The sequence below is a fragment of the Paenilisteria newyorkensis genome (assembly GCF_000766145.1).
GTDB lineage: Bacteria > Bacillota > Bacilli > Lactobacillales > Listeriaceae > Listeria_A > Listeria_A newyorkensis.
In genome coordinates, this window is the sequence record NZ_JNFB01000024.1 from 80,818 (window position 1) to 101,835 (window position 21,018).

22 protein-coding genes are annotated in these 21,018 nt (G+C 42.0%); 13 read left to right on the top strand and 9 right to left on the bottom strand.

Annotation, left to right across the window (positions count from 1 at the left end):
• The first annotated feature begins 9 nt into the window (after positions 1–9).
• The 9 genes from rsmG to EP58_RS09745 all read left to right on the top strand — a co-directional run bounded on the left by rsmG (position 10) and on the right by EP58_RS09745 (position 7,626).
• Positions 10–726 (top strand): 16S rRNA (guanine(527)-N(7))-methyltransferase RsmG, encoded by a 717-nt coding sequence (rsmG, locus tag EP58_RS09705; RefSeq protein WP_036092967.1) that lies wholly within the window; start codon positions 10–12, stop codon positions 724–726.
• A gap of 187 nt (positions 727–913) precedes the next feature.
• Positions 914–1,780, top strand: a complete 867-nt coding sequence (gene noc / locus EP58_RS09710; protein ID WP_036093194.1) for a nucleoid occlusion protein — start codon at positions 914–916, stop codon at positions 1,778–1,780.
• A 103-nt stretch (positions 1,781–1,883) separates the two neighbouring features.
• A complete protein-coding gene (locus EP58_RS09715; protein WP_036092969.1) occupies positions 1,884–2,474 on the top strand; it encodes a TetR/AcrR family transcriptional regulator in 591 nt (196 codons plus the stop codon).
• Positions 2,474–3,148, top strand: coding sequence for a YqeB family protein (locus tag EP58_RS09720; protein WP_036092971.1), 675 nt, complete (start codon positions 2,474–2,476; stop codon positions 3,146–3,148). The genes EP58_RS09715 and EP58_RS09720 overlap by 1 nt, the downstream gene beginning before the upstream one ends.
• A gap of 123 nt (positions 3,149–3,271) precedes the next feature.
• Complete coding sequence (locus EP58_RS09725; RefSeq protein WP_036093198.1) at positions 3,272–4,009, top strand: helix-turn-helix domain-containing protein; 738 nt, start codon at positions 3,272–3,274, stop codon at positions 4,007–4,009.
• A gap of 167 nt (positions 4,010–4,176) precedes the next feature.
• Positions 4,177–5,598, top strand: a complete 1,422-nt coding sequence (locus EP58_RS09730; RefSeq protein WP_036092975.1) for a DHA2 family efflux MFS transporter permease subunit — start codon at positions 4,177–4,179, stop codon at positions 5,596–5,598.
• A gap of 219 nt (positions 5,599–5,817) precedes the next feature.
• Positions 5,818–6,579, top strand: a complete 762-nt coding sequence (locus EP58_RS09735) for a ParA family protein (protein WP_036092978.1) — start codon at positions 5,818–5,820, stop codon at positions 6,577–6,579.
• Positions 6,572–7,429 (top strand): ParB/RepB/Spo0J family partition protein, encoded by an 858-nt coding sequence (locus tag EP58_RS09740; protein ID WP_036092980.1) that lies wholly within the window; start codon positions 6,572–6,574, stop codon positions 7,427–7,429. Before EP58_RS09735 ends, EP58_RS09740 begins: the two co-directional genes overlap by 8 nt.
• Positions 7,430–7,434: 5 nt before the next feature.
• Complete coding sequence (locus EP58_RS09745; RefSeq protein WP_036081989.1) at positions 7,435–7,626, top strand: DUF951 domain-containing protein; 192 nt, start codon at positions 7,435–7,437, stop codon at positions 7,624–7,626.
• Between the two features lie 46 nt (positions 7,627–7,672).
• Here the strand turns inward: EP58_RS09745 and EP58_RS09750 are convergent, their stop codons facing one another.
• From EP58_RS09750 to EP58_RS09765, 4 genes are all read right to left on the bottom strand, one after another.
• Positions 7,673–7,924 (bottom strand): hypothetical protein, encoded by a 252-nt coding sequence (locus EP58_RS09750; protein ID WP_036092983.1) that lies wholly within the window; start codon positions 7,922–7,924, stop codon positions 7,673–7,675.
• 26 nt (positions 7,925–7,950) lie between these two features.
• Positions 7,951–8,754, bottom strand: a complete 804-nt coding sequence (locus EP58_RS09755; protein WP_036092985.1) for a hypothetical protein — start codon at positions 8,752–8,754, stop codon at positions 7,951–7,953.
• A 196-nt stretch (positions 8,755–8,950) separates the two neighbouring features.
• Positions 8,951–9,235, bottom strand: a complete 285-nt coding sequence (locus EP58_RS09760) for a hypothetical protein (RefSeq protein ID WP_036066439.1) — start codon at positions 9,233–9,235, stop codon at positions 8,951–8,953.
• A gap of 229 nt (positions 9,236–9,464) precedes the next feature.
• Positions 9,465–10,640: a pectate lyase-like adhesive domain-containing protein gene (locus EP58_RS09765; RefSeq protein WP_036092988.1), complete on the bottom strand. Its 1,176-nt coding sequence runs from the start codon at positions 10,638–10,640 to the stop codon at positions 9,465–9,467.
• 343 nt (positions 10,641–10,983) lie between these two features.
• On the opposite strand from EP58_RS09765, the gene EP58_RS09770 reads away from it, so the two are divergent.
• The 3 genes from EP58_RS09770 to ychF all read left to right on the top strand — a co-directional run bounded on the left by EP58_RS09770 (position 10,984) and on the right by ychF (position 14,705).
• On the top strand, positions 10,984–12,444 hold the full coding sequence (locus EP58_RS09770; RefSeq protein ID WP_036092990.1) for a catalase: 1,461 nt from the start codon (positions 10,984–10,986) through the stop codon (positions 12,442–12,444).
• A gap of 342 nt (positions 12,445–12,786) precedes the next feature.
• The gene (locus EP58_RS09775; RefSeq protein WP_036092993.1) at positions 12,787–13,485 is read left to right on the top strand and encodes a hypothetical protein; all 699 of its coding nucleotides are present in this window, start codon (positions 12,787–12,789) and stop codon (positions 13,483–13,485) included.
• A gap of 116 nt (positions 13,486–13,601) precedes the next feature.
• Positions 13,602–14,705 (top strand): redox-regulated ATPase YchF, encoded by a 1,104-nt coding sequence (ychF, locus tag EP58_RS09780; RefSeq protein ID WP_036092994.1) that lies wholly within the window; start codon positions 13,602–13,604, stop codon positions 14,703–14,705.
• 127 nt (positions 14,706–14,832) lie between these two features.
• Here the strand turns inward: ychF and EP58_RS09785 are convergent, their stop codons facing one another.
• The 5 genes from EP58_RS09785 to EP58_RS09805 all read right to left on the bottom strand — a co-directional run bounded on the left by EP58_RS09785 (position 14,833) and on the right by EP58_RS09805 (position 20,007).
• Positions 14,833–15,999 (bottom strand): MFS transporter, encoded by a 1,167-nt coding sequence (locus EP58_RS09785; RefSeq protein WP_103034810.1) that lies wholly within the window; start codon positions 15,997–15,999, stop codon positions 14,833–14,835.
• 25 nt (positions 16,000–16,024) lie between these two features.
• Entirely contained in the window at positions 16,025–16,504 is a 480-nt protein-coding gene (locus EP58_RS09790) for a PTS sugar transporter subunit IIA (RefSeq protein ID WP_036092997.1), read from the bottom strand.
• Positions 16,505–16,528: 24 nt separating this feature from the next.
• Positions 16,529–17,029 (bottom strand): hypothetical protein, encoded by a 501-nt coding sequence (locus EP58_RS09795; protein WP_036092999.1) that lies wholly within the window; start codon positions 17,027–17,029, stop codon positions 16,529–16,531.
• Between the two features lie 74 nt (positions 17,030–17,103).
• Entirely contained in the window at positions 17,104–18,429 is a 1,326-nt protein-coding gene (locus tag EP58_RS09800) for a 6-phospho-alpha-glucosidase (protein WP_036093001.1), read from the bottom strand.
• Between the two features lie 18 nt (positions 18,430–18,447).
• The gene (locus tag EP58_RS09805) at positions 18,448–20,007 is read right to left on the bottom strand and encodes an alpha-glucoside-specific PTS transporter subunit IIBC (protein ID WP_036093002.1); all 1,560 of its coding nucleotides are present in this window, start codon (positions 20,005–20,007) and stop codon (positions 18,448–18,450) included.
• Between the two features lie 215 nt (positions 20,008–20,222).
• Between EP58_RS09805 and EP58_RS09810 the strand changes: the two genes are divergently transcribed.
• The gene (locus EP58_RS09810; protein WP_241481008.1) at positions 20,223–21,014 is read left to right on the top strand and encodes a MurR/RpiR family transcriptional regulator; all 792 of its coding nucleotides are present in this window, start codon (positions 20,223–20,225) and stop codon (positions 21,012–21,014) included.
• The last annotated feature ends 4 nt before the right edge of the window (positions 21,015–21,018 follow it).

Below are 21,018 nucleotides of genomic sequence, written 5' to 3' on the forward strand. Positions count from 1 at the left end.
GGGAAAAACGTGAATCCAGAACAGTTTAGAGAGCAATTATTGCAAAAAGGAATCGAGTTATCCGATACGCAAATGGCGCAATTCGACCTATATTTCAAGATGCTTGTCGAGTGGAATGAGAAAATGAATTTGACTGCTATTACAGAGCACGATGAAGTCTATTTGAAGCATTTTTATGACTCGATTTCTGCGGCTTTTTATGTTGATTTTAAAGGTGTGGGGACGGTTTGTGATGTTGGTGCGGGAGCTGGTTTTCCAAGCATTCCGATTAAGATTTGTTTCCCGGATTTGGACGTTACGATTGTGGATTCCTTGCAGAAACGGATTACCTTTTTAGACGCGCTTGCGGATGCATTGAAATTGGATAAGGTTCATTTTCACCATGCACGAGCGGAAGAATTTGGCCAAAATAAGGCGTTCCGCGGCAGTTTTGACTTAGTTACAGCGCGCGCCGTCGCAAGAATGAGCGTATTAACCGAGCTTTGTTTGCCGCTAGTCAAAAAGGGTGGTTTTTTCCTAGCGATGAAAGCGATGCAAGCGGAGCAGGAACTGAAAATCGGTGCGAAAGCCATTGCGACACTAGGCGGTAAAGTGAAAGACCATTATGCCTTTTCATTGCCAATCGAAGAAAGCGAGCGGAACCTATACTTGATCGAAAAAGTAAAAGAGACGCCAAATAAGTATCCTCGCAAAGCAGGAACACCAAACAAACAACCAATTGAATGAAAAGCATATATTTATCAGCAAGTTTCTGCTAAAATGGACAGTAGATAAAGTGAAATTCCAAACGATCGAAAAAACGATTTCCGTAAAAATTGCGCCGAACTCCAGCGCAGATTTTAACGACGGAGATGAGCGTTTGTCGACACGCTGGACGATATTCACGCTTAACATTAGAAGGGATGATTTGATAATGCCTTTTTCGCGCTTATTCGGAAAGAAAGATAAGGAATATATTGAGATTGAAACGGAAGAAACCGTGGAGGAATTCATGCAACAAATCGTGGAACTTCCTGTCGCAGCTATCATTCCGAATCGCTATCAGCCCAGAACGGTCTTTGATGCGTCAAAAATAGAGGAATTAGCCAGAACAATCCGTATTCATGGCGTCATTCAGCCAATTGTTGTGCGTGAGTATGAGCCCGAAAAATTCGAGATTATCGCTGGTGAACGACGATTCCGCGCTGTTTCTTCATTGGAATGGGACACAATCCCTGCTATCGTCCAAAATCTTACGGATGATGAAGTAGCTTCCATTGCCCTCATCGAAAACTTACAACGTGAAGAGTTGACACCAATTGAAGAAGCAAAAGCGTATCAAAGTTTGCTAGATATGCAAGAAGTGACCCAGGAAGCACTAGCTCAGCGCGTTGGGAAAAGTCAATCCGCGATCGCTAATAAATTGCGTTTGTTAAGGTTGCCAGAAGCCGCCCAGCAAGCCGTTTTAGACAAGCAAATCTCGGAGCGCCACGGTCGATCTTTACTCGTTTTGGAGACGGAGGAAAAGCAACTCGATGTTTTGGCGAAAATTATCGAGAACAAGTGGAATGTGAAGGAAACGGAGCAATATATCCAGACTTTACTACCCGCCGAGCCAAAACCTAAAAAAGCAAAACCGAAACGCCAAGCGATCAGTCGCGACGTTCGAATTGCTGTGAACACGATCAAGCAATCCATCACGATGGTAAAAGATAACGGTATGGATTTACAGATGGAAGAAGAAGAGTCGGATGATTATTATCAAATTACGATTCAAATTCCAAAGCAAAAAAACAAATAAGTGATCAAAAAACAGATTTCCAACGAGGATTTCTGTTTTTTATTGACATTAGGCGAATATCATCATATAATTTACCTAACGATAGGTAGAAAAGAGTGGTAGTATGAAGAAAAAAGAGAAGACATATCAGCAAATATTAGAAGCCACATTTATCTTATTTGCGGAATTTGGTATCCAAGGTACGAGTTTAGCCATGATCGCTGAAAAAGTAGGGATCTCAAAACCGTCCATTTATTATCATTTCCCGTCCAAAGATGCGCTAATAGAAACCGTTTTTAAAGTCATATTTGCGGATTATCGCTTCGACAATTACTTCCAAATAGATAAAATGACGGCAAAAAACTTCGAGAAAAAGCTATATAGTGGTGGGATTTCCATGATTCCAGAAGCAAATGAAGAGAATTTTATCGTGATGAAAGTGCTGAACGAATTCATTTTAACTGCGGGAAGAGAGCATAATTATGCAGGAGAGATCGTGGAATTACAGAAGGATTTTCTACTAGGTTTTGAGCGTTGTATGGATAAAGGTGTCGAGCTAGGCGTTGTCGATGCAAAAGATAGTAAGGCAAAGTCACAGCTTTTGGCGCTTACAATTGATAATATTTCAAACTATATGTTAATGGGCATCCAAGTGGAATACCGGAAAATATGGAAGCTGGCTATCACAAATATAATGGAGAGAGTGGATAAATAATGCATAAAAATAAGCGAACGATATTAAGCTTTTCGACCTTTGATAAACTGTTAATATGCCTTGTTCCACCGATTATAGGGCTGATTCTCGGATTTTTCATACCGGATATTGCAAAATGGGCGGTGTCTTTACCGTGGATTCCGTTGAAGGGACCTTTCGAACTCATTGTTTCCATCCGCGAAACCTGGATTATTTTTGTGACGACGGGGTTTGGTATTGTTGCTGGGATTTGGCTGTCTATCATGGCTTTTCACGAAAGTCTGATGATGGATATAGGGGACGACGATGTGAAATTAACGATTTCTGGTGTGGAGTCGATTTTTCCTAAAGCGCGGATTTCGATGGTGTCTTTAGATAAGAAGCAATTGGTTTTGCTGGACCTTGAGAATCGGGAAATGTATCGAGAAAAACAGGAAATGAAGGCTGGAAAAGTGGAGCGGGCGTTTACGGAACACGGTTATAGCTGGCAATCGGTGGATCCTTTTCAGGCAGAATTTAAGCGATGGGTGGCGCAAACACCGGAACTGGAGACGGGTGAAAATGCTTTATTTGCGGCTCGTGAAAAGGCGTTGGAGAAGTCTGACGAAAAGGACGCGCGGGAACTTCGCAGGGAGATTTGGAATGTTGGTATTTCGGTGAAAGAGGATGGTAAAAAGCAATATTGGCGTAGGTAAAAAGAAGAATTGTGTTCAGCCGCGCAAGTAAGGTGCAATTTTTCATGAAAACCTATACAATGAAGGTAGAACGATAGATAAAGGAGGGAAGCGGTGCACTCGAAATGTGTTACTGCGAACAATATGGCGAAAATAATTTTTGTAAGAGATGAACAAGATGAATTTCAAGCATATGATTTCCTACACAGTTTGATAAAAGAACAACCTTTAATGTCGACCCTTTTATTGCAAGGCCTGATGCAGCTAGAAAAAGCGGAAACTAGAAAATTAACAACGGGAAAACAGATTTTACCGGAAGTCCATTTGACAATCGGCAAAAATCAATCGTATTCGCTACAAACGAATAAAATCGAAACGTCGGTTGATCAGCCAATCGAGGAAATGAAAGTACACTTCAAGGATAAGAATTGTCGGATGCTTTATTTCACGGCTTTTTCGGATACAGAAACGTATTATTGCTTCGTAAAAGGCTATTTTAAAGATCGCAACCCGTTCAATGATAAAATGGGCGCTTACCGGGAAGAAGTGAAGCGGATTTTCCTTCGTCGTGCAGAGGCAAGATTGAGTATTGGCAAGGACGATTATGAATTTGAGTCGCTGAAAGAATTGGCGTGGCAGAACGAAGCGATTGTTCATTATTTGGATAGTTTTTCGGCGCGTTTGGGTCAATTTATCTTTGCGAAACGCGTGAAAAAGAAATGGTCGCAGTTGGATTTAGGCCTGAAATCGGATTTATCGCCGCTTGTGATTTCGCGATTGGAAGCAGGAGATCCGGATATGACGGTTCGTATGTACCAAAAGGCATGTGAAGTGCTGGATGTTACGACGGATTTTACGGATGATCATTTGACGATTGAATAGTGTTTTGAATGGAAATAAGGAGATGGTTTCTGGTGTAATCGGGAGCCATTTTTTATTTGGATATAACTCTTAAACGAAAACGTACGTTCTTATTTACTTGACTTTACCCACGAAAACCATTAAAATTGAAGCTTCACGCAAATGAAGGTGAAGAGGGGGAATTTTCTTTGAGTAAAACAGTAACAGCGCAAGAAAGACAGGAGTTTAAGACTGTACCGATTGTCACGGCTTTTCTAATTGCAGGATTTATAGGCTTGTTTAGTGAAACGGCTTTAAATATGGCACTTACGGATTTAATTCGTGTATTTGATGTAAGTTCAGCAACGATTCAGTGGTTAACGACGGGATACTTGCTGACATTAGGTATTTTAGTACCAGTTTCAGGACTTTTATTACAATGGTTTACCACGCGAAAATTATTTTTTGCATCTGTCGGATTTTCGATAGTTGGAACGCTAATCGCAGCATTGGCGCCAGATTTCGGCATTTTAATGATCGCCCGCGTTATCCAAGCGATTGGTACCGGACTTTTACTACCATTAATGTTCAACACGATTCTGGTTATCTTTCCAGAGCATAAACGGGGATCTGCGATGGGGCTTATCGGACTTGTTATTATGTTCGCGCCCGCAGTTGGACCCACGATTTCAGGCTTAATTATTGAGAATTTAACGTGGAATTGGATTTTTTGGATTGCCTTACCGTTCTTAGTTTTCTCATTACTTTTTGGACTGCGTTATATGAAAAATGTATCCGAAGTAACCAAGCCGCGTATTGATATTTTATCGATTATTTTATCGACGCTTGGTTTCGGGGGAATTGTGTACGGCTTTAGTAGCGCCGGCGAAAGTGGCTGGGGTAGTGCACTCGTTATTACGACGATGATTATTGGTGTCATCAGTTTGGGCTTATTTGCTTGGCGCCAACTGACGATGGATCAGCCAATGATGGACTTGCGCGTTTTCAAATTTCCAATGTTCACGCTTGGATTATTGATCGTTTTCATCGCATTCATGATTATCCTATCCACGATGATTTTATTGCCACTTTATTTGCAAACAGGACTGGCCTTAGCCGCATTTTCTGCTGGATTAGTACTTTTGCCGGGTGGGGTTATAAACGGCTTGCTATCACCGGTTACAGGGCGTCTGTTCGATGCATTCGGTGCCCGCGTGCTAGTTGTTCCAGGATTCATCGTGTCGGTCATAACGCTATGGTTCTTAACGCAAATCACGCTAGAAACAACGGCGGTTACCATCGTTATCCTGCATAGCGCGCTCATGATTGGCGTATGTATGATCATGATGCCCGCACAAACGAACGGCTTAAATCAACTACCGCCAAAAATGTATCCAGATGGTACAGCGATCATGAATACGTTACAACAGGTTTCAGGCGCAATTGGTACAGCGGTGGCGATCACGATTATGTCGGCAGGTCAAAAAACATACATGGCGACCGTGACGAATCCGGGACCACAAGACTTAGCCGCATCGCTTGTTGAAGGTTCGCGTCACGCGTTTACGTTCGGCCTTGTGATGGCGATTATCGGTCTAGTTATATCACTATTTCTTCGCAAAAAAGCATAAAAGTAAGCCGTGTCGATGAATTTTTGACGCGGCTTTTGCGTATAATGAAATTTATTTTCGCATAAAGTAAGACTAAACCTTAATTTTTTGATAGAATAGAAGAGGAGAAGTATAACGAAATGAAGCATTTGTCGACGTATGGAAGTTCGGCGATTAATCACGTGGAATGGGTTTATCCGCGTTTGGATGCTATAAATATGTGAGGGTTGGTGAAATAGATTGAGCAAAGTGATCGCACTGGCAAATCAAAAGGGTGGCGTAGGCAAGACGACGACATCTGTTAACTTAAGTTCTAGTCTTGCGTTTCTAGGTAAAAAAGTACTGCTTGTGGACATCGATCCTCAAGGGAATGCGTCGAGCGGAGTTGGCATCAATAAAGGTGAGATCGAGCATTGTATCTATGATGTGCTTGTGGATGACGTTGCACTCAAAGATGTTATTAAACCAACAGCGATGGAAACATTAAAAGTGGTTCCCGCTACGATTCAACTTGCTGGGGCAGAGGTTGAGCTTGTTCCCGCTATATCACGTGAAATTCGTCTGAAAAAGGCGATCGATTCTGTTCGCGATGATTACGATTACGTGATTATTGATTGTCCGCCATCCCTAGGGCTGCTTACGCTAAACGCGCTTACTGCCTCTGACACGGTTTTAATTCCGGTTCAGTGTGAGTACTATGCGCTAGAAGGTTTGAGCCAACTATTAAATACAATTCGTATCGTTCAAAAACATCTAAATGAAGATTTGCAAATTGAAGGTGTACTGTTGACGATGCTAGATGCCAGAACGAATTTGGGCATTCAGGTTATAGACGAAGTGAAGAAATACTTCCAAAATAAAGTTTTCGAAACAATTATTCCGCGTAACATTCGTTTGAGTGAAGCGCCAAGTCACGGTAAACCGATTATTTTATACGATGATAAATCCCGTGGTTCTGAGGTTTATGTAGATCTTGCAAAGGAAGTGATTGCTCATGGCTAAAGGATTAGGAAAAGGAATTAGCGCGCTGTTCAACAATGTCGATCAGAATGAGGAAGCTGTGCAAAGCATCCCTGTTAGCGAAATTCGCCCGAATCCGTATCAACCACGTAAAACATTCGATCCTACAGCACTCCGCGAATTACGCGATTCTATCAAGCTTCACGGTATTTTACAGCCAGTTATCTTACGTCGTTCAGAGGCGAAAGGGTATGAGCTGGTTGTCGGTGAACGCAGATTCCGCGCGGCGAAAGAGGCCGGATTAGAAGCAATTCCAGCCGTTGTACGAACGCTAGACGACCGCGAAATGATGGAGTTAGCAGTTTTGGAGAATTTACAGCGTGAGGATTTATCGGTGCTTGAAGAAGCGGAATCCTATGATTTACTAATGAAGAACTTGGACATGACGCAAGCAAAATTAGCCGATCGTCTGGGTAAAAGCCGTCCTTATATTGCGAACATGGTACGTTTACTTTCATTGCCAGCAGAAGTTCAGGTGATGCTCCGTGATGGTTCGCTATCGATGGGACATGCTCGTGCCTTGCTCGGATTGAAGGATAAGAAGAACATCAAACCGGTCGCTAAAAAGGCAGTGGCAGAAGGCTTAACGGTTCGCCAGTTAGAGAAATTAGTTGGGGATTTGAATAACAATGTTTCACGTGAAACACCCAAAAAACAGGAAAAAATCCCAGTTTTTATCAAAGAGAGTGAATCACAATTACGTGATAAATTCGGAACAGCAGTTTCTATTAAACGTCGTGATAACAAAGGTAAAATTGAGATTGAATTTTTATCTGAAGATGATCTAGGTCGTATTTTAGAAATTTTAGATGTTCAGTTTGATGAGGATTAAGGCGTATGGAACAGACTTTTAATCTAAATGATATTGTCGAAATGAAGAAGCAGCATCCTTGTGGTACCAATCGTTGGCGCATTATTCGATTGGGTATGGATATTCGGATTAAGTGCGAAGGTTGCGGACACAGTGTGATGATTCCAAGACGCGAGTTTACGAAGAAAATGAAGCGGGTTTTGGAGAGAGCGGAGTAAGTAAAAGCGTTGAATGAGTGCCTGAGCGGTTCATTCAACGCTTTTACTATGCAATGGAAGTAATAACAATGCTAATTCCAAGCATGAGAACCGCGCTTGTTAAGACGCCACCAAGAATGTAACGCTTTTGAGTAAAATTCAGCAATGCTACCGCTAAAAAGGAGAGTGCAAGTAGAATTTGAATCCAAATAGGGTAAGCAAAGCCTTCTTGTGTTTGAATCATGCTATACGTTATATTTATAAAGAGGATAGCGTATATAACTAGAAAAATACTGGAGATTATTTTGGGAAAAGTCATTTGGTTTAGCTCCTTTACCTTTTAGTTTACCATGGTTTAGAAGCGAAATACCATGAACCTGTACTCTTCAGCTGTTTGTCCATTTTTTTATTTTTAACTGTGCCAACAGCTCGTATATCTTGATATCGATATGCAGTTTGTTTATTATTTCCGTAACCAGTTGATATTTGTCCTTTTGTACGGTATTGTTTGTACGTTATATTTCCGTCAAATAAATAACCAGCTGTTAATGTACCTAAACCGACAACGCTAGCCCATCCAGATACAGTGTTTGCAATTGCACTAGTTGCTATAGTTACACCTGCAAAAGCGGCAACTGCAATTCCACCTCCGATAACTGTTACAATAGCTCCCAAAGTTTTTATAGGTTTTCCAATTTTAATTTTACCAGAGGATATATAGACAGGTGTTGATGGAGAGGATGCTTTTAATAACTGTGGGCTGTTAGTGAATTCTTCATTCTGTAGTTCAGATTCCACAAATGTCTCCCTATCTATAGATACTTTTTCACCATCCATCGTAGCGAATTCGTCCCCAGCAACATATTCAAATAGGTGTTCTTCAATACCATCTTCAGTAGACGTTACAGTCTTTAACTCTAAAGTATCATCAGTCTTTTCGATGTTAAAGTCTACTTCTGCGTCATCATTTAAAATTAGTGTGAAGGATTGCTCAGTGCCAGTGTCTTTTAAATTTTCTACGGTGTGTGAAGGTTCATTTTCTACTAATGTTGAGGCTTTAGCTTGCACGGATTCAAACAGGTTGATTGAAGGCGCGACTACCATAGCAAGCGCGATAGTGGGGATAATTAATGTTTGTTTCATTTTCATAGTTGTTTCGTCCTTTCTATTTATGTATTCGCTTCCAAAATCAGGTTAACATAAAACTTATGGGATGTCAAATTTATGTAAAAAAGTAGTTATTTTGGATATTTTTATTCAAATAAAACGATTTTTAATTTTAAAATACGAAAGGCCAAGACACTACCGATCTCATGTAGTCATCTTGGCCTTTCATCATGCGATATTACTTTCCGCCAAATAAATCTTTAATTCCATCCACGATATTTCCAACATCACCGAGCGATTCTGTGATATTTGCGTTTTCTGTTACTTGGTCAACGAGGCCGCCAGCTTGTTCGCTGATTTGACCTGTGATTTCTTCGGGGTTGATTTGTTCGGTTAGGTTTTGTGCTTGTTCTGTCAGATCTGTTGCGCCACCAGTTACTTGATCGACGACGTCACCTGCACCGCCGAGTAAATCGGTTACTTTTTCTGTTGCCATATCTTTCAAAAAATCGAATAAAGCCATACTATCGTCTCCTTTTGTGCGATTTTCATAGACTCCGTTTCCAAAAAAAGTACGCAAAAAAGACCTTACGTAAGAAACGTAAGGTCTCGCAAACAATGATATCATTGCTAGTAAAGCCGGGGTTTCCCCGTACTGACGACTCTACTATTACTGCTACTCCCCTTATCGGGAACGAGAATATGAATTACTTACAGAATAGCATGATTTCACGCCAAGTGCAAGGCTATCCTTATTTTGTTAATTTGAAAGAACCCATTGTTTTGAAGTCATACGTGACAATGGAGTTATCGCCAGCGAATGATTGAACGGATAGGTTGGTTCCAGATCCAGACAAGAACGCGCGTAGGTTTGTTGCTGTGTAGATTGCGTCTGTTGTTTTTGTGCCTAGCGTTAGTGTTTGTGGTGTGTTGAATTGCACGAGGCTACCTGAACTTACGCTGAAAATGTTACCTTTTGGGTTGTTTGATTTCAAGTAAACGTTTGCTACATCTTTAAAATCAATCACGGATTTCGCTGTTTTGATGAGTTGTGTTGATTTAGCGCCGCCATTTAGGACAAAGCTAGCATCTTTTTCAACGTCCAAACCTGTGGAAGCATAGATTAGGCCTGCTGTACCGGCTGCGTCTTGATTGAATTCTGTGCTTGAGTTAGCGCCAAATGTTGGTTTTCCATTCATATAAAGTGCGACATCTACAGAGTTTGTTGTAAGTTTAGAGCCGGATTCTGTAGAGAAGAATGGTGTTGCGCCAGTCATGTTGAAGACTTTTTTCGCGGATGTGATATTAACAGTCGCATTTTCGCTAACGTAAACTTTTGGATTTGCTTGGGCCATTAGGAAGGCATCAGCGGTTGTTGTAGCCGTGAAATGAACGTTTTTATCGAATACGATGGTGTTTACTTTCGCGATTTCAAGTGTGGATGTTGTTGTTACTTTTGTTGTGCCGTGGAAGGTAACAGCGCCTTTTGGAGCATAGGCTACTTGTTTACCGGTGAACGTCACGTTGTTAAGCGCGAGTTGTCCAGGCGTTTCGGTGCGGTAAATACCGTATGAACCAGTGGATTCAATAGATAGGTCCTCAAGTGCGATGACACCGAATTGTTTTGCGTTGATTACATACTTGCTCATGTCTAGTTTATGGTTATTACCTAGAACTAGCGGGTTATGTTGCCCAGGAATGATGATATCGCTCGTCGCAGTGATGTCCGCGTTGATAGAAATGATATCTGTTGGTGACGTTTCCAAAGCATTTTTTAACTCTGCAAAAGTAGTGACAGTAACCGTTTTGACTTCGGCTGCTTGTGCTACGACATTAGAAATATTTCCTCCAAAAGATAATGATGTTGGCGCGATGAGAACCGCTGCCGCTGTTAAAACGGATAAACCAAGTTTTGTTGTTGTTTTCATTTTTTTCTCTCCTTTTGTTGTAGTTAATGCAAAATTGGCCAAAAATGCAACTCCAGCCATGATACCATGTTATAGCTGCGTTCAGGGGTGACAGTTATGTGGATAAAAAACGAAAAGAGTGTGAACAAACCTAACTGGGAGCGCTACTATCGTAATATATGTTCGTTTTTCGCGTAAAATCAGATGATACTATAGACTTATAGGTACACAATGATACTTTTTTAAAGGAGGGATTGGCGACGAATTGGGGTTTGTAAGGGCTTATAGTTGTTTTCCGAGCGTATGTTTTGTAGAATGGAGTTAGTATTACTTTATAATTATTATAAAAACGGAGGTTAGATGAATGAGTAAAAAACTAACAACAAACCAAGGTGTTCCAATTGGTGATAACCAGAATTCAATGACGGCAGGGCATCGTGGTCCTACATTATTGGAAGATTACGTGTTAATCGAGAAGCTAGCTCATTTTGATCGTGAACGTGTTCCGGAACGTGTGGTGCATGCTCGTGGAATTGGTGCGCATGGCGTATTTACAGTTAAAAATAGCATGAAGAAATACACGAAAGCTGCTTTTTTACAAGAAGAAGGACAGCAAACAGAGGTTTTCGCGCGTTTTTCTACGGTAATTCACGGCTTGCATTCTCCTGAAACGTTGCGTGATCCACGTGGTTTTGCGGTTAAATTTTACACGGAAGAGGGAAATTACGATTTTGTTGGTAATAACTTGCCTGTATTCTTTATTCGTGATGCGATTAAATTCCCGGATGTTATTCATTCTTTGAAGCCGGATCCAAGCACGAATATGCAAGATGCGAACCGTTATTGGGACTTTTTCAGCTTGACTCCTGAGGCTACGACGATGATTACATACCTATTCAGTGATGAGGGTATTCCTGCTTCGTTCCGTCAAATTCGTGGTTCGAGTGTGCATGCTTTTAAATGGACGAATGAAGAAGGCAAAACGGTTTACATCAAAATGCGTTGGGTGCCAAAAGAGGGTATCGTGAACCTTTCGACGGACCAAGCGGCGCAAATTCAGGCGAAAGAGTTTAGCCATGCGACTCGCGATCTTTATGAAGCGATTGAAAACGGCGATTTCCCTGAGTGGGAGCTCTACATTCAAGTGCTTGACCCTGCGGACATCGATAACTATGATTTTAACCCGCTTGATGCGACGAAAGACTGGTTTGAAGATGTTTTCCCGTATGAGCATGTTGGGACAATGGTGTTGAATCGCAATCCTGAGAACATTTTTGCGGAAACGGAATCGGTTGGTTTCAATCCGGGCGTGCTTGTACCTGGAATTTTGCCGTCTGAGGATCGTATGTTGCAAGGTCGTCTGTTCTCGTATTCGGATACGCAGCGTCACCGTGTTGGGCCGAACTACTTGCAATTGCCGATTAATAGTCCAAAAGTGGATGTGAATAATAATCAGCGTGACGGCGCGATGCCGTTCAAACAGCAAACGAGCTCGATTAACTATGAGCCGAATAGCTATGATACGACGCCAAAAGAGACGCCGCGTTATGTGGAAGATGAGCAAGATTTGGTTGCTGGTAAGCTTGGCCGTATTGAGCAACAAAAACCGAACAACTTTGGTCATGCGCGCGAGGTTTGGAACCGTTATTCTGACGGCGAGCGTGACGCGCTAGTGAACAACATTGTTGGCGATTGGGAAGGCGTTCGCGAGGATATCAAAATCCGTAACCTGCGCAACTTCTATCAAGTGGAACCAGTATTTGCAGAACGCGTGGCAAAAGGAACTGGCGTTGACTTGGAGAAACATATTGCTGATTTGAAATAAGATTTGATGAGACCGGTGGGGCATGATGCTTCATCGGTTTTTGTTGGGGCTGTTCGAATAAAAAGAGTTACAGCCCCAATATGCATGAGAGCGAAGCGAGCATGTAAACCATCAGTGGCTGTTCGAATAAAAAGAGTTACAGCGCCAATATGCATGAGAGCGAAGCGAGCATGTAAACCTTCTGTAGCTGTTCGAAATACATATGAAAAATAGGCGTTATAAAGAGAGCACTTCCATGGTAAGGAAGAGGTCAGGGGTTATTAGTTTTTAGATGATTTTTCAAGTTAGAACTCGCCTTTTACGGGGAATAAGATAGGGAACGCAAAGGGAGATGAGGCATATATGCGATTTATCAAAGACCATTGGTTGATGTTGGGGATTATTATTATTGGTTTGCTGTTTATTATCGTGCCTGTTTTGACGCGGAGTATTGATAATGAGTTGACGATTGACGGGATGTATAATTTTATCGGTTCGTTCTTTGGAATTATTGGTGCTGTGATGCTGGCTTTTAGTGAGACGAAGCAACAGAATAAGGCGTTGCGGGATGAGATTGATCTGAATGCGCGGAAAGAGCGGCAGATTCAAGCTGAATTTTTATACAAGGAATTGCTTTTTCAGAAGATAGAGAAGACGTATGGATTGCTGAACACGGCGATTTATAAAAATGAGGAAATTATGAGCTTTATTAAGGATATTGGGCAGATTTTGGAGAGTGAGAAAATACGGGCGCGGTTGATTGAGAATCGGAATGAGACGGAGAAGTATATTCACGAGATTGAGTTGATGAGTATTTATTTTCCGGATGATTTGGAGAAGGTGAAGTTGATTGTGTCGACGTTTAATTACAGTAATAAATATTTGAGTACGATGGAGCATGAGCTTTTGATTGGGGATTCGAAGGGTTTTCGCAAGGAGTTGGATCATTATAAGGTGGTCGTAAAGCGCTTGGTGCAGGTGATGGACGAGCTGTCGATTGATATGCTGGGGAGTATGAACGCGGAGATTAACAAGCTGAATGATATCGGAAATACGGTTTAGGCGGCGTGTGGTAAATTCTTGTGTCTTTTTATTGGGAAAACCTTTATAATAGATACATGAGTGGAATATAAAATGAGGGAAGCGATTGTGCTTTTCGATCAAAGGAGTTCATTTAAATGGCATTAACAGCAGGTATTGTTGGTCTTCCAAACGTTGGGAAATCAACACTTTTTAACGCGATTACGAAATCAAAAGTGGAAGCGGCAAACTATCCTTTCGCGACGATTGAACCGAATATGGGAATTGTTGAGGTTCCTGATGCGCGTCTGAACAAATTGACGGAGCTTGTGAAACCGAAGAAAACGGTACCGACGACATTCGAATTTACGGATATTGCGGGAATCGTGAAGGGCGCGAGTAAGGGTGAGGGGCTTGGAAATCAGTTCTTGTCTCATATTCGCCAAGTGGACGCGATTTGTCACGTAACGCGTTGTTTTGAAGATGAAAACATCACGCATGTGGAAGGCCGCATTGACCCGCTTGATGATATCGCGGTCATTAATTTGGAGCTTATTTTGGCAGATTTAGAGACGGTTGATAAGCGCATTAGCCGTGTTGAGAAGCTGGCGACGAAGCAAAAAGATAAAGATGCGATTGCGGAATATAATGTTCTTGTGAAGCTGAAAGAGGCTTTGGAGAATGATAAACCGGCTCGTTCTATTGAATTTAATGACGATGAGGACAAAATTGTTCGTGGATTGTTCTTGTTGACGCGTAAACCGGTATTGTACGTGGCGAACGTTGCTGAGGATGAGGTTGGCGATCCAGATAACAATAAATACGTGCAACAAGTGCGTGAATTGGCTGCTGGCGAAGGTTCTGAGGTTATCGTTATTTGTGCGCGTGCGGAGGAAGAGATTGCTGAGCTTGATGAGGAAGATAAAGCGGAATTCCTTGAGGCACTTGGTATTGAAGAGTCTGGCTTGGATCAATTGATTCGTGCAGCGTATACGTTACTTGGCTTGTCTACTTACTTTACGGCAGGTGTTCAAGAAGTTCGTGCTTGGACATTCCGCAATGGCATGAAGGCTCCAGCATGTGCCGGCGTCATTCATACGGATTTCGAACGTGGATTCATTCGTGCTGAAGTGGTTTCATATGATGATTTGCTAGAACACGGTTCAGAACAAGCCGCAAAAGTGGCTGGGAGACTGCGTTCTGAAGGTAAGGAATATGTGATGAAAGATGGGGATGTCGTGCATTTCCTATTCAACGTCTAATCTCTCAACGGACCGACAAACGCTCATTTAAACGCGCTTTGCCCAGGATCTAAGTATTTGTCGGCCCGCTGAGGTTTGGCGGTTATAGTTAAAAAATCGTTTTGCCAGGGATGGTGAGGCGGTTTTTTTATGCGTGTATGATGACTCGTTTTTTCAAGAAAATGATGCATCCGAATGCGATGATGGGCAACGTGGCTAGTAGTAATAGTGTCAGATTTACATTGAAGTATTTTATGAGTGAGCCGGCTACAATTGGGATGAGGAGTGAAGATAGGCCTGTGAAAATGCTTAGCGCGAATAGCTGGCTCGTGGATTGCATTCGTTCTGTGGTCATATGGAAAATCAGTTGTTTCGATGCAATCATGATAATCGGCGTTGTGAGGAATTGTAATCCGCTCAGCAAAATAATAACCCACACGTTCTCCGTGAGTGAAAAACCGATAAATTGCGTCGTTAGTGTCACGGCACAAATCATTAGCAAAGCGAAGTTGCTATATTTGCGCAAAAAGGCGGCTCCGAATAAGTAGGATGGTATTTCAAGTAAGGATTGAATCGACCATTTGTAACCAATCTGCAAGTCCGACGCGCCTAGCTGCAACATTTTATCGACAACGGTAATGTTATTCGCAATAATCACGCTGTAAAGTAGGAATAAAATAAAAACTAACAAACGATAATCCTTATTAAAAATGACTTCCTTAAAATCTGCCAACGTCACTTTTGCGCTGTGCTTCGCCGATTCTCCAACATCAGTCAGGAAAAAAATAAGTACTAAACTAAACAGCGATAATAAAAAAATCCCGAAACTCAAGCCCGTATAACCAGCTTTTGCGATTAAAAATGATAATAAAATACTGCCGCCAGCCCAGCCGATGGAGCCGAATGCTTTTATAAATGGGAAGTTATTTCGCAGATAAGGACTACTTTTTAAAATCCATGTGTCGCTCAGTCCGGTACACGTATTAATGAGGCCACCACTAATGGCGAGTAGGAGTAGATGCAGGAAAAACAGTTTCGATTCGGTCAGGTAGAACAGGCATGTGGTGAGTAAATAGATGATCATCAAAACGACAATAAACCGCTTAATTGTCTGGTATTTATCCGCAAAAAATCCGATAAACATCTGCAAAAAAATCGTAATTAAGGCGTAAGAAGATAACAAAATACCCCGTTCCATCTCATCATAGCCAATCTTTGATAAAAACGGCGTAAATTGCGTTAAACCAAAGGAAAAAGCCATATACATACATACGTAAAGCCAACTAAAAAGTCTTCGTTCTCGTTCTTGATTCACAGAGAAAATCTCCATTCCTATTAAGTTATAAAGTTAAAACAGCAGTTTCTCCGCCGATTACTTTTTTCTCGAGAGCCATTGGTGTGAGCGTTATAGCGTCGTTTGCCATCACAATCAAAGGTGTGGTCAGCTGCAAATGATGTTTCGCCATTAAGGCCAAATCAATCTCCAATAATTCTGCGCCAGCCTTCACTTTTTGACCAACTTCCACCAACACATCGAAGCCTTCTCCGCCAAGCATCACCGTATCAAGCCCAACATGGATTAAAATCTCGATACCCGAAGTCAATGTCATACCGATTGCATGCTTTGTTTCGGCGATGAACGTTATTTTCCCATCAGCTGGCGCAAAAATCGTACTTTCTGCCAAGTCAAACGCGACGCCATCCCCCATCATTTTTGTGGAGAAAACTTCGTCTGGAACGTCTTCTAAGGGGATACATTTACCAGTTGCAGGAGATAGCAGGACAGTCGTTTTTGGCGTCTTTTTTTTGAATGAAAACATCATAATTCCTTCTTTCTATGTAATTTATAAGCTAAATCTGATGATACAGACGAACGAGGAGATAAACAAGGTGTAGCCGCTAACAAGGAGCAGCCATTTTTGCGGTGCTTGTTTCAGGCCTTTCCAGCTAATTCGGAAAACATCCATACCATATTCTTTTTTCGCAAACCAGAGTAATAGCCAGCCGCAAATCAGATTCATCGCGAATAATTGTGTTAATATCAGGGCTAGAGTGGCGATTTTTAGGAGACCTTGGCTCTGCTTATTAGCCAGTGATTTCTTCATATTTTTGACGATAAAAGCGCAGAAAAAGAAGCTTAAAAATAGGATGAAGTATAGTGCGTAAACGGGATTTAGGCGTACTGGTTCCATGATGTCGGCGTTACTATGCCAAGATACGAGTCCTAGTAAACCGAGGAACAGCAACGGAAAGACGATAAATAAGATTTCAGCGATGTGCAAAATTTTTGCTGAGGTTATTTGGCTTCGCACGGTTTGGAATTTGGATAGAACGATGGTTTTCATTGTGGCACTTCCTTTCACATCCAGGTGTCGGCGTATCTTGACGAGGCAAAACACGCCGATACGGATGCTTCTTTTTATTTTAATTCAGGCCAAAATTCTTTGTTCACTTCGATAAAATCGTCTAAAATATCTTTGGCTACCTTCGCGCTTGGAACGGTTTTGCTCATCGTTAGGGATTGCCAAACTTTTTGATAAGAGCCTTCTATCCAGCCCTCGATTGCCAGTTTTTCAGAGGCGATTTGTTGTTCCATCATGCCTTTTTGGAAAGTTGGGATTTTGCCCATTGTTAGTGGTTCGTATCCGTCTTTTCCAACGATGCATGGAACTTCAACCATTGCGTCGTCGCTAAAATTGCTGATGGCGCCATTGTTTTCTGTGATGAGTAGCATTCTTTCTTTCGTGTTGAACGTGAGTGCTTTAGCCAAGTCAACGATGAATGATGCGTGCTCATTGGAATGAAGTGTTGTGCCTTTTGCTGTTTTTGCTTCAACAATACGAGCGCACTCTGCAAAAACTTCTTTTTCGCGTCCGTCGATGATTTCGTTTGCTCTCGTGTATTCTTTATTGGCATGAGCAACCGTTTCGTCGGCCATTAAATAGTATTTTAAGTACGTATTGGAGAGGAACTGAGGCTCGATTTCGAGTAGTTCTTTCCCGGCGCGCATTGCATCTAGCCAGCTTGCTTCTTTGTGTTGACCAGCAGGCGTGTTTTCTGTGTAACCTTGTTTGCTAACGTGCGCCTTGATTTTTTCCATTAAGTCATTGCCGTCGTGGTCTTTGATGCTCGTCCACCAGCCAAAATGATTCAAACCGAAATAGCGAACTTCCATGGCTTTGCGGTTTTGTAGGCCGATTGCGCGGGCCATGATATCTTCTAAACAAATCGGCATATCGCAAATGTTGATGATTTTAGAATTCGGTCTTAGGCGGCGCGTTCCTTCTGCGACAATGGCGGCGGGATTTGAGTAGTTTAAAAGCCATGCGTCGGGGGAGTATTTCTCCATGTAGTCTACTAAATCGATAATTGGACCGATCGAGCGTAAGCCGTATGCGATTCCGCCTGGTCCGCAGGTTTCTTGTCCTACAACGCCGTGTTTGAATGGAATTTTCTCATCTTGTTCCCGCATGGCGTATTTTCCGACGCGTAATTGTGCCATGACAAAATCCACGTCTGTGAAGGATTCTTCTGGGTCTGTTGAGTAGGAAAACTCGATTTCTGGATCGTATTCGTTCACAATAATGGCACACGCTTCGGCTACTTTTCGCTGACGTTCTTCATCATTATCGTATAATTTGATTTTTCGTACTGGGAATTCCTTGACTGATTCTAGTAGCATAACTACGATTCCAGCAGTATAAGTACTTCCTCCACCAGCGATTAATACAGAACTTTTTTTCATTTTTAAAAACTCCTCTTCTTATAATAGTTTTTCGAATTCATCACGTAAGGATGGGACGGATAGGCCGACGATAATTTGGATTGCGCCACCGTTTTTCACGAGTCCTTGGGCGCCGACTTGTCTGAAAACGGCATCGGAGGCGACGAGATCGGGGTCAGTTACGGTGAGCCTCAATCTTGTTGCGCAGTTCGTAACGTCGACAATGTTTTCTTTTCCACCGAGATACGTTAGGAAACTTGCTGCTTTATCCGCATTAGCATTGCCTTTTCCGGATTTTTTCTCTTTGTAATCAGATTTACTGTAGAGCTTCATTTCATCGCTATCGTCTTCTCTACCAGGCGTTTTCAGATCCATTTTTTTGATAAGGAAGCTGAAAATGAAATACCAGATGAAGACGAATACAATTCCAATGGCGATTTGCGTCAGATAGGTCGGCCAATGGTACTTCCAAAGTGGCAACCAATTGATCGCAAACCAGTTAATGAGACCGCCGCCGAAATCACCAACAACGCCAAATGCATAGGCAGTGGTAGAAATTGTTGCAGCGAGTAGGGCGTGAATAACGAACAGAATCGGTGCAAAAAATAGGAATGTGAACTCGAGTGGTTCAGTGATTCCTGCGAAAACGGCTGTGGCTGCGACCGGAATCATTAAACCGAGCACTGCTTTGCGTTTTTCAGGTTTTGCTGTTTTGTAGAAAGCGAGTGTAATCCCGATGGAACCGAATACTTTCGACATGCCAGATAGCGCGAAACCGCCGGCGGGATACATTTCTTTCAATGTTTGTTCGGTTGTTTGGAATTCTCCTAAATGCGTTGCCCAGTAAGCAGCCATACCACCTGGAACGACGGCATTATCGTAGGCAAACGGAGAATAAATGAAGTGATGTAACCCGGTCGGGATCAGGATTTTTTCCAAGAAGGAGTAAATCCAAACGCCGAATACGCCGGATGAGATGAAGAATTTTTGCATGTCGAGCATTACTGATTGGAAATGTGGCCAGATGAAGGCGAACAGGAATGCAACCGGTAACATAACTAGGAATCCTAAAATAACGATAAACGATGTACCGCGGAAAACGCCTAATACTTCGGGTAATTCGGTATCGAAATAACGATTGTGCAGGAAAACAACGATTCCGGAAATAATGAGTGCACCAACCATACCTGTGTCTAGTGTTTTAATGCCGGCAATGTTAGCAAGACCGCTCGTACCACCGACTTCTTGCGTCATATCTACACCAAAGAAAGAACTCCATGTTGTTAGGATAGCAGATAGAAAATAGTTAAAAGTGACATAAGTAACCAGTGCCTCTAAACAAGCGCGACCACTTTGCGATTTTGCGAGACCGATGGGTAAACCGATAACGAATAGTAGTGGAATTTGTCTGAATACCGCCCAAGCTCCCTCGGCGATGACATTCCAAATTTTAAACCAGAGACCATTTGGATTCGCAAGCCCTCCCATAATATCAGGGTTCATAAATAAGATTGAGAAACCAACCACAATACCTGCAAAAGAAAACAGAAGGGCTGGGGCTAGCATTGCGCCTCCAAAACGTTGAATCTTTTTCATCATATCTTTTGAAAACCTCCTTTTTATTTTTTAAGACGTCCTTGTGCTTTATTCTAGCCACTAGTTGGGCGCATTACAATCCCTTTTGGCGTTTTATCTCCTAATTACAAGAACAGGAATCTTTCACAAAAGCTGTGACATTTCACAACCTGGTCGCGCACGGAAGTTTTTAATGATACAATATACATGAAAACGCTAACACGACTATGGAGTGAGGAATGAATGCAATGAAATTAGAGGAACTAGTCAATAAAAATTATGAGCTGCTGAACCAAAATGACCTGCATATTTGGAAGTATATTCAGGCACACAAAAAAGATTGCAGTAGTATGAGCATCAATGAAATGGCCAAACTGTGCAATGTTTCTCGAACGACGATTCTTCGTTTTGCTAAAAAGATTTCTTTGGAAGGGTATAGTGAGTTGAAGGTACACTTGAAATGGGATTTGGAGTATAGTGTGAACATGGCGGACGAGGTAACGGAGGTTATTAGCGACGGTTATGTGGATGTGATTCATGAGGTAACCAAGAAGGATTTTCAGCCGATTTGTCGACTAATTTACGGGGCAAATCGTGTTTTTGTTTTTGGATCAGGGGATTTCCAGATGGCGGTGGCAAAGCACTTGAAACGGCTGTTTTTGCATGGTGGGGACTGTCTGTATGATGTGGATTCTATTACGATAAATAAGGAGTTTTTTAAGATTGTGAAACCGGACGATTTGGTCATCTTAATATCGCTTAATGGTGAGTCGAAATCGATTGTTTCAACCGCGATGGAGCTGAAGCTGATGGGTGTGCCGGTGGTTTCGATTTCGAAAATGAAGAACAGTACGCTTGCGAGGTTAAGTGTAGAAAATATCTATATCTCAACAACGGAGATTCATTTTGATAATCAAAGTACTCATTCTTTTGAGGCGACTGCTAGTTTATATGTTGTCGCAGAATTATTGTTTGTGAAATATAATTTGTATAAGAACCAACTGCGCCAAGAAAAAACACCTCATATCTAGTTGA

Excerpts from the sequence above, each read along its gene's own strand:
- noc (WP_036093194.1), top strand. The coding sequence starts at position 914 with ATGCCTTTTTCGCGCTTATTCGGAAAGAAAGATAAGGAATATATTGAG.
- EP58_RS09715 (WP_036092969.1), top strand. The coding sequence starts at position 1,884 with ATGAAGAAAAAAGAGAAGACATATCAGCAAATATTAGAAGCCACATTT.
- EP58_RS09720 (WP_036092971.1), top strand. The coding sequence starts at position 2,474 with ATGCATAAAAATAAGCGAACGATATTAAGCTTTTCGACCTTTGATAAA.
- EP58_RS09725 (WP_036093198.1), top strand. The coding sequence starts at position 3,272 with ATGGCGAAAATAATTTTTGTAAGAGATGAACAAGATGAATTTCAAGCA.
- EP58_RS09740 (WP_036092980.1), top strand. The coding sequence starts at position 6,572 with ATGGCTAAAGGATTAGGAAAAGGAATTAGCGCGCTGTTCAACAATGTC.
- EP58_RS09745 (WP_036081989.1), top strand. The coding sequence starts at position 7,435 with ATGGAACAGACTTTTAATCTAAATGATATTGTCGAAATGAAGAAGCAG.
- EP58_RS09750 (WP_036092983.1), bottom strand. The coding sequence starts at position 7,924 with ATGACTTTTCCCAAAATAATCTCCAGTATTTTTCTAGTTATATACGCT.
- EP58_RS09755 (WP_036092985.1), bottom strand. The coding sequence starts at position 8,754 with ATGAAAATGAAACAAACATTAATTATCCCCACTATCGCGCTTGCTATG.
- EP58_RS09760 (WP_036066439.1), bottom strand. The coding sequence starts at position 9,235 with ATGGCTTTATTCGATTTTTTGAAAGATATGGCAACAGAAAAAGTAACC.
- EP58_RS09765 (WP_036092988.1), bottom strand. The coding sequence starts at position 10,640 with ATGAAAACAACAACAAAACTTGGTTTATCCGTTTTAACAGCGGCAGCG.
- EP58_RS09770 (WP_036092990.1), top strand. The coding sequence starts at position 10,984 with ATGAGTAAAAAACTAACAACAAACCAAGGTGTTCCAATTGGTGATAAC.
- EP58_RS09775 (WP_036092993.1), top strand. The coding sequence starts at position 12,787 with ATGCGATTTATCAAAGACCATTGGTTGATGTTGGGGATTATTATTATT.
- ychF (WP_036092994.1), top strand. The coding sequence starts at position 13,602 with ATGGCATTAACAGCAGGTATTGTTGGTCTTCCAAACGTTGGGAAATCA.
- EP58_RS09790 (WP_036092997.1), bottom strand. The coding sequence starts at position 16,504 with ATGTTTTCATTCAAAAAAAAGACGCCAAAAACGACTGTCCTGCTATCT.
- EP58_RS09795 (WP_036092999.1), bottom strand. The coding sequence starts at position 17,029 with ATGAAAACCATCGTTCTATCCAAATTCCAAACCGTGCGAAGCCAAATA.
- EP58_RS09800 (WP_036093001.1), bottom strand. The coding sequence starts at position 18,429 with ATGAAAAAAAGTTCTGTATTAATCGCTGGTGGAGGAAGTACTTATACT.
- EP58_RS09805 (WP_036093002.1), bottom strand. The coding sequence starts at position 20,007 with ATGATGAAAAAGATTCAACGTTTTGGAGGCGCAATGCTAGCCCCAGCC.
- EP58_RS09810 (WP_241481008.1), top strand. The coding sequence starts at position 20,223 with ATGAATGCAATGAAATTAGAGGAACTAGTCAATAAAAATTATGAGCTG.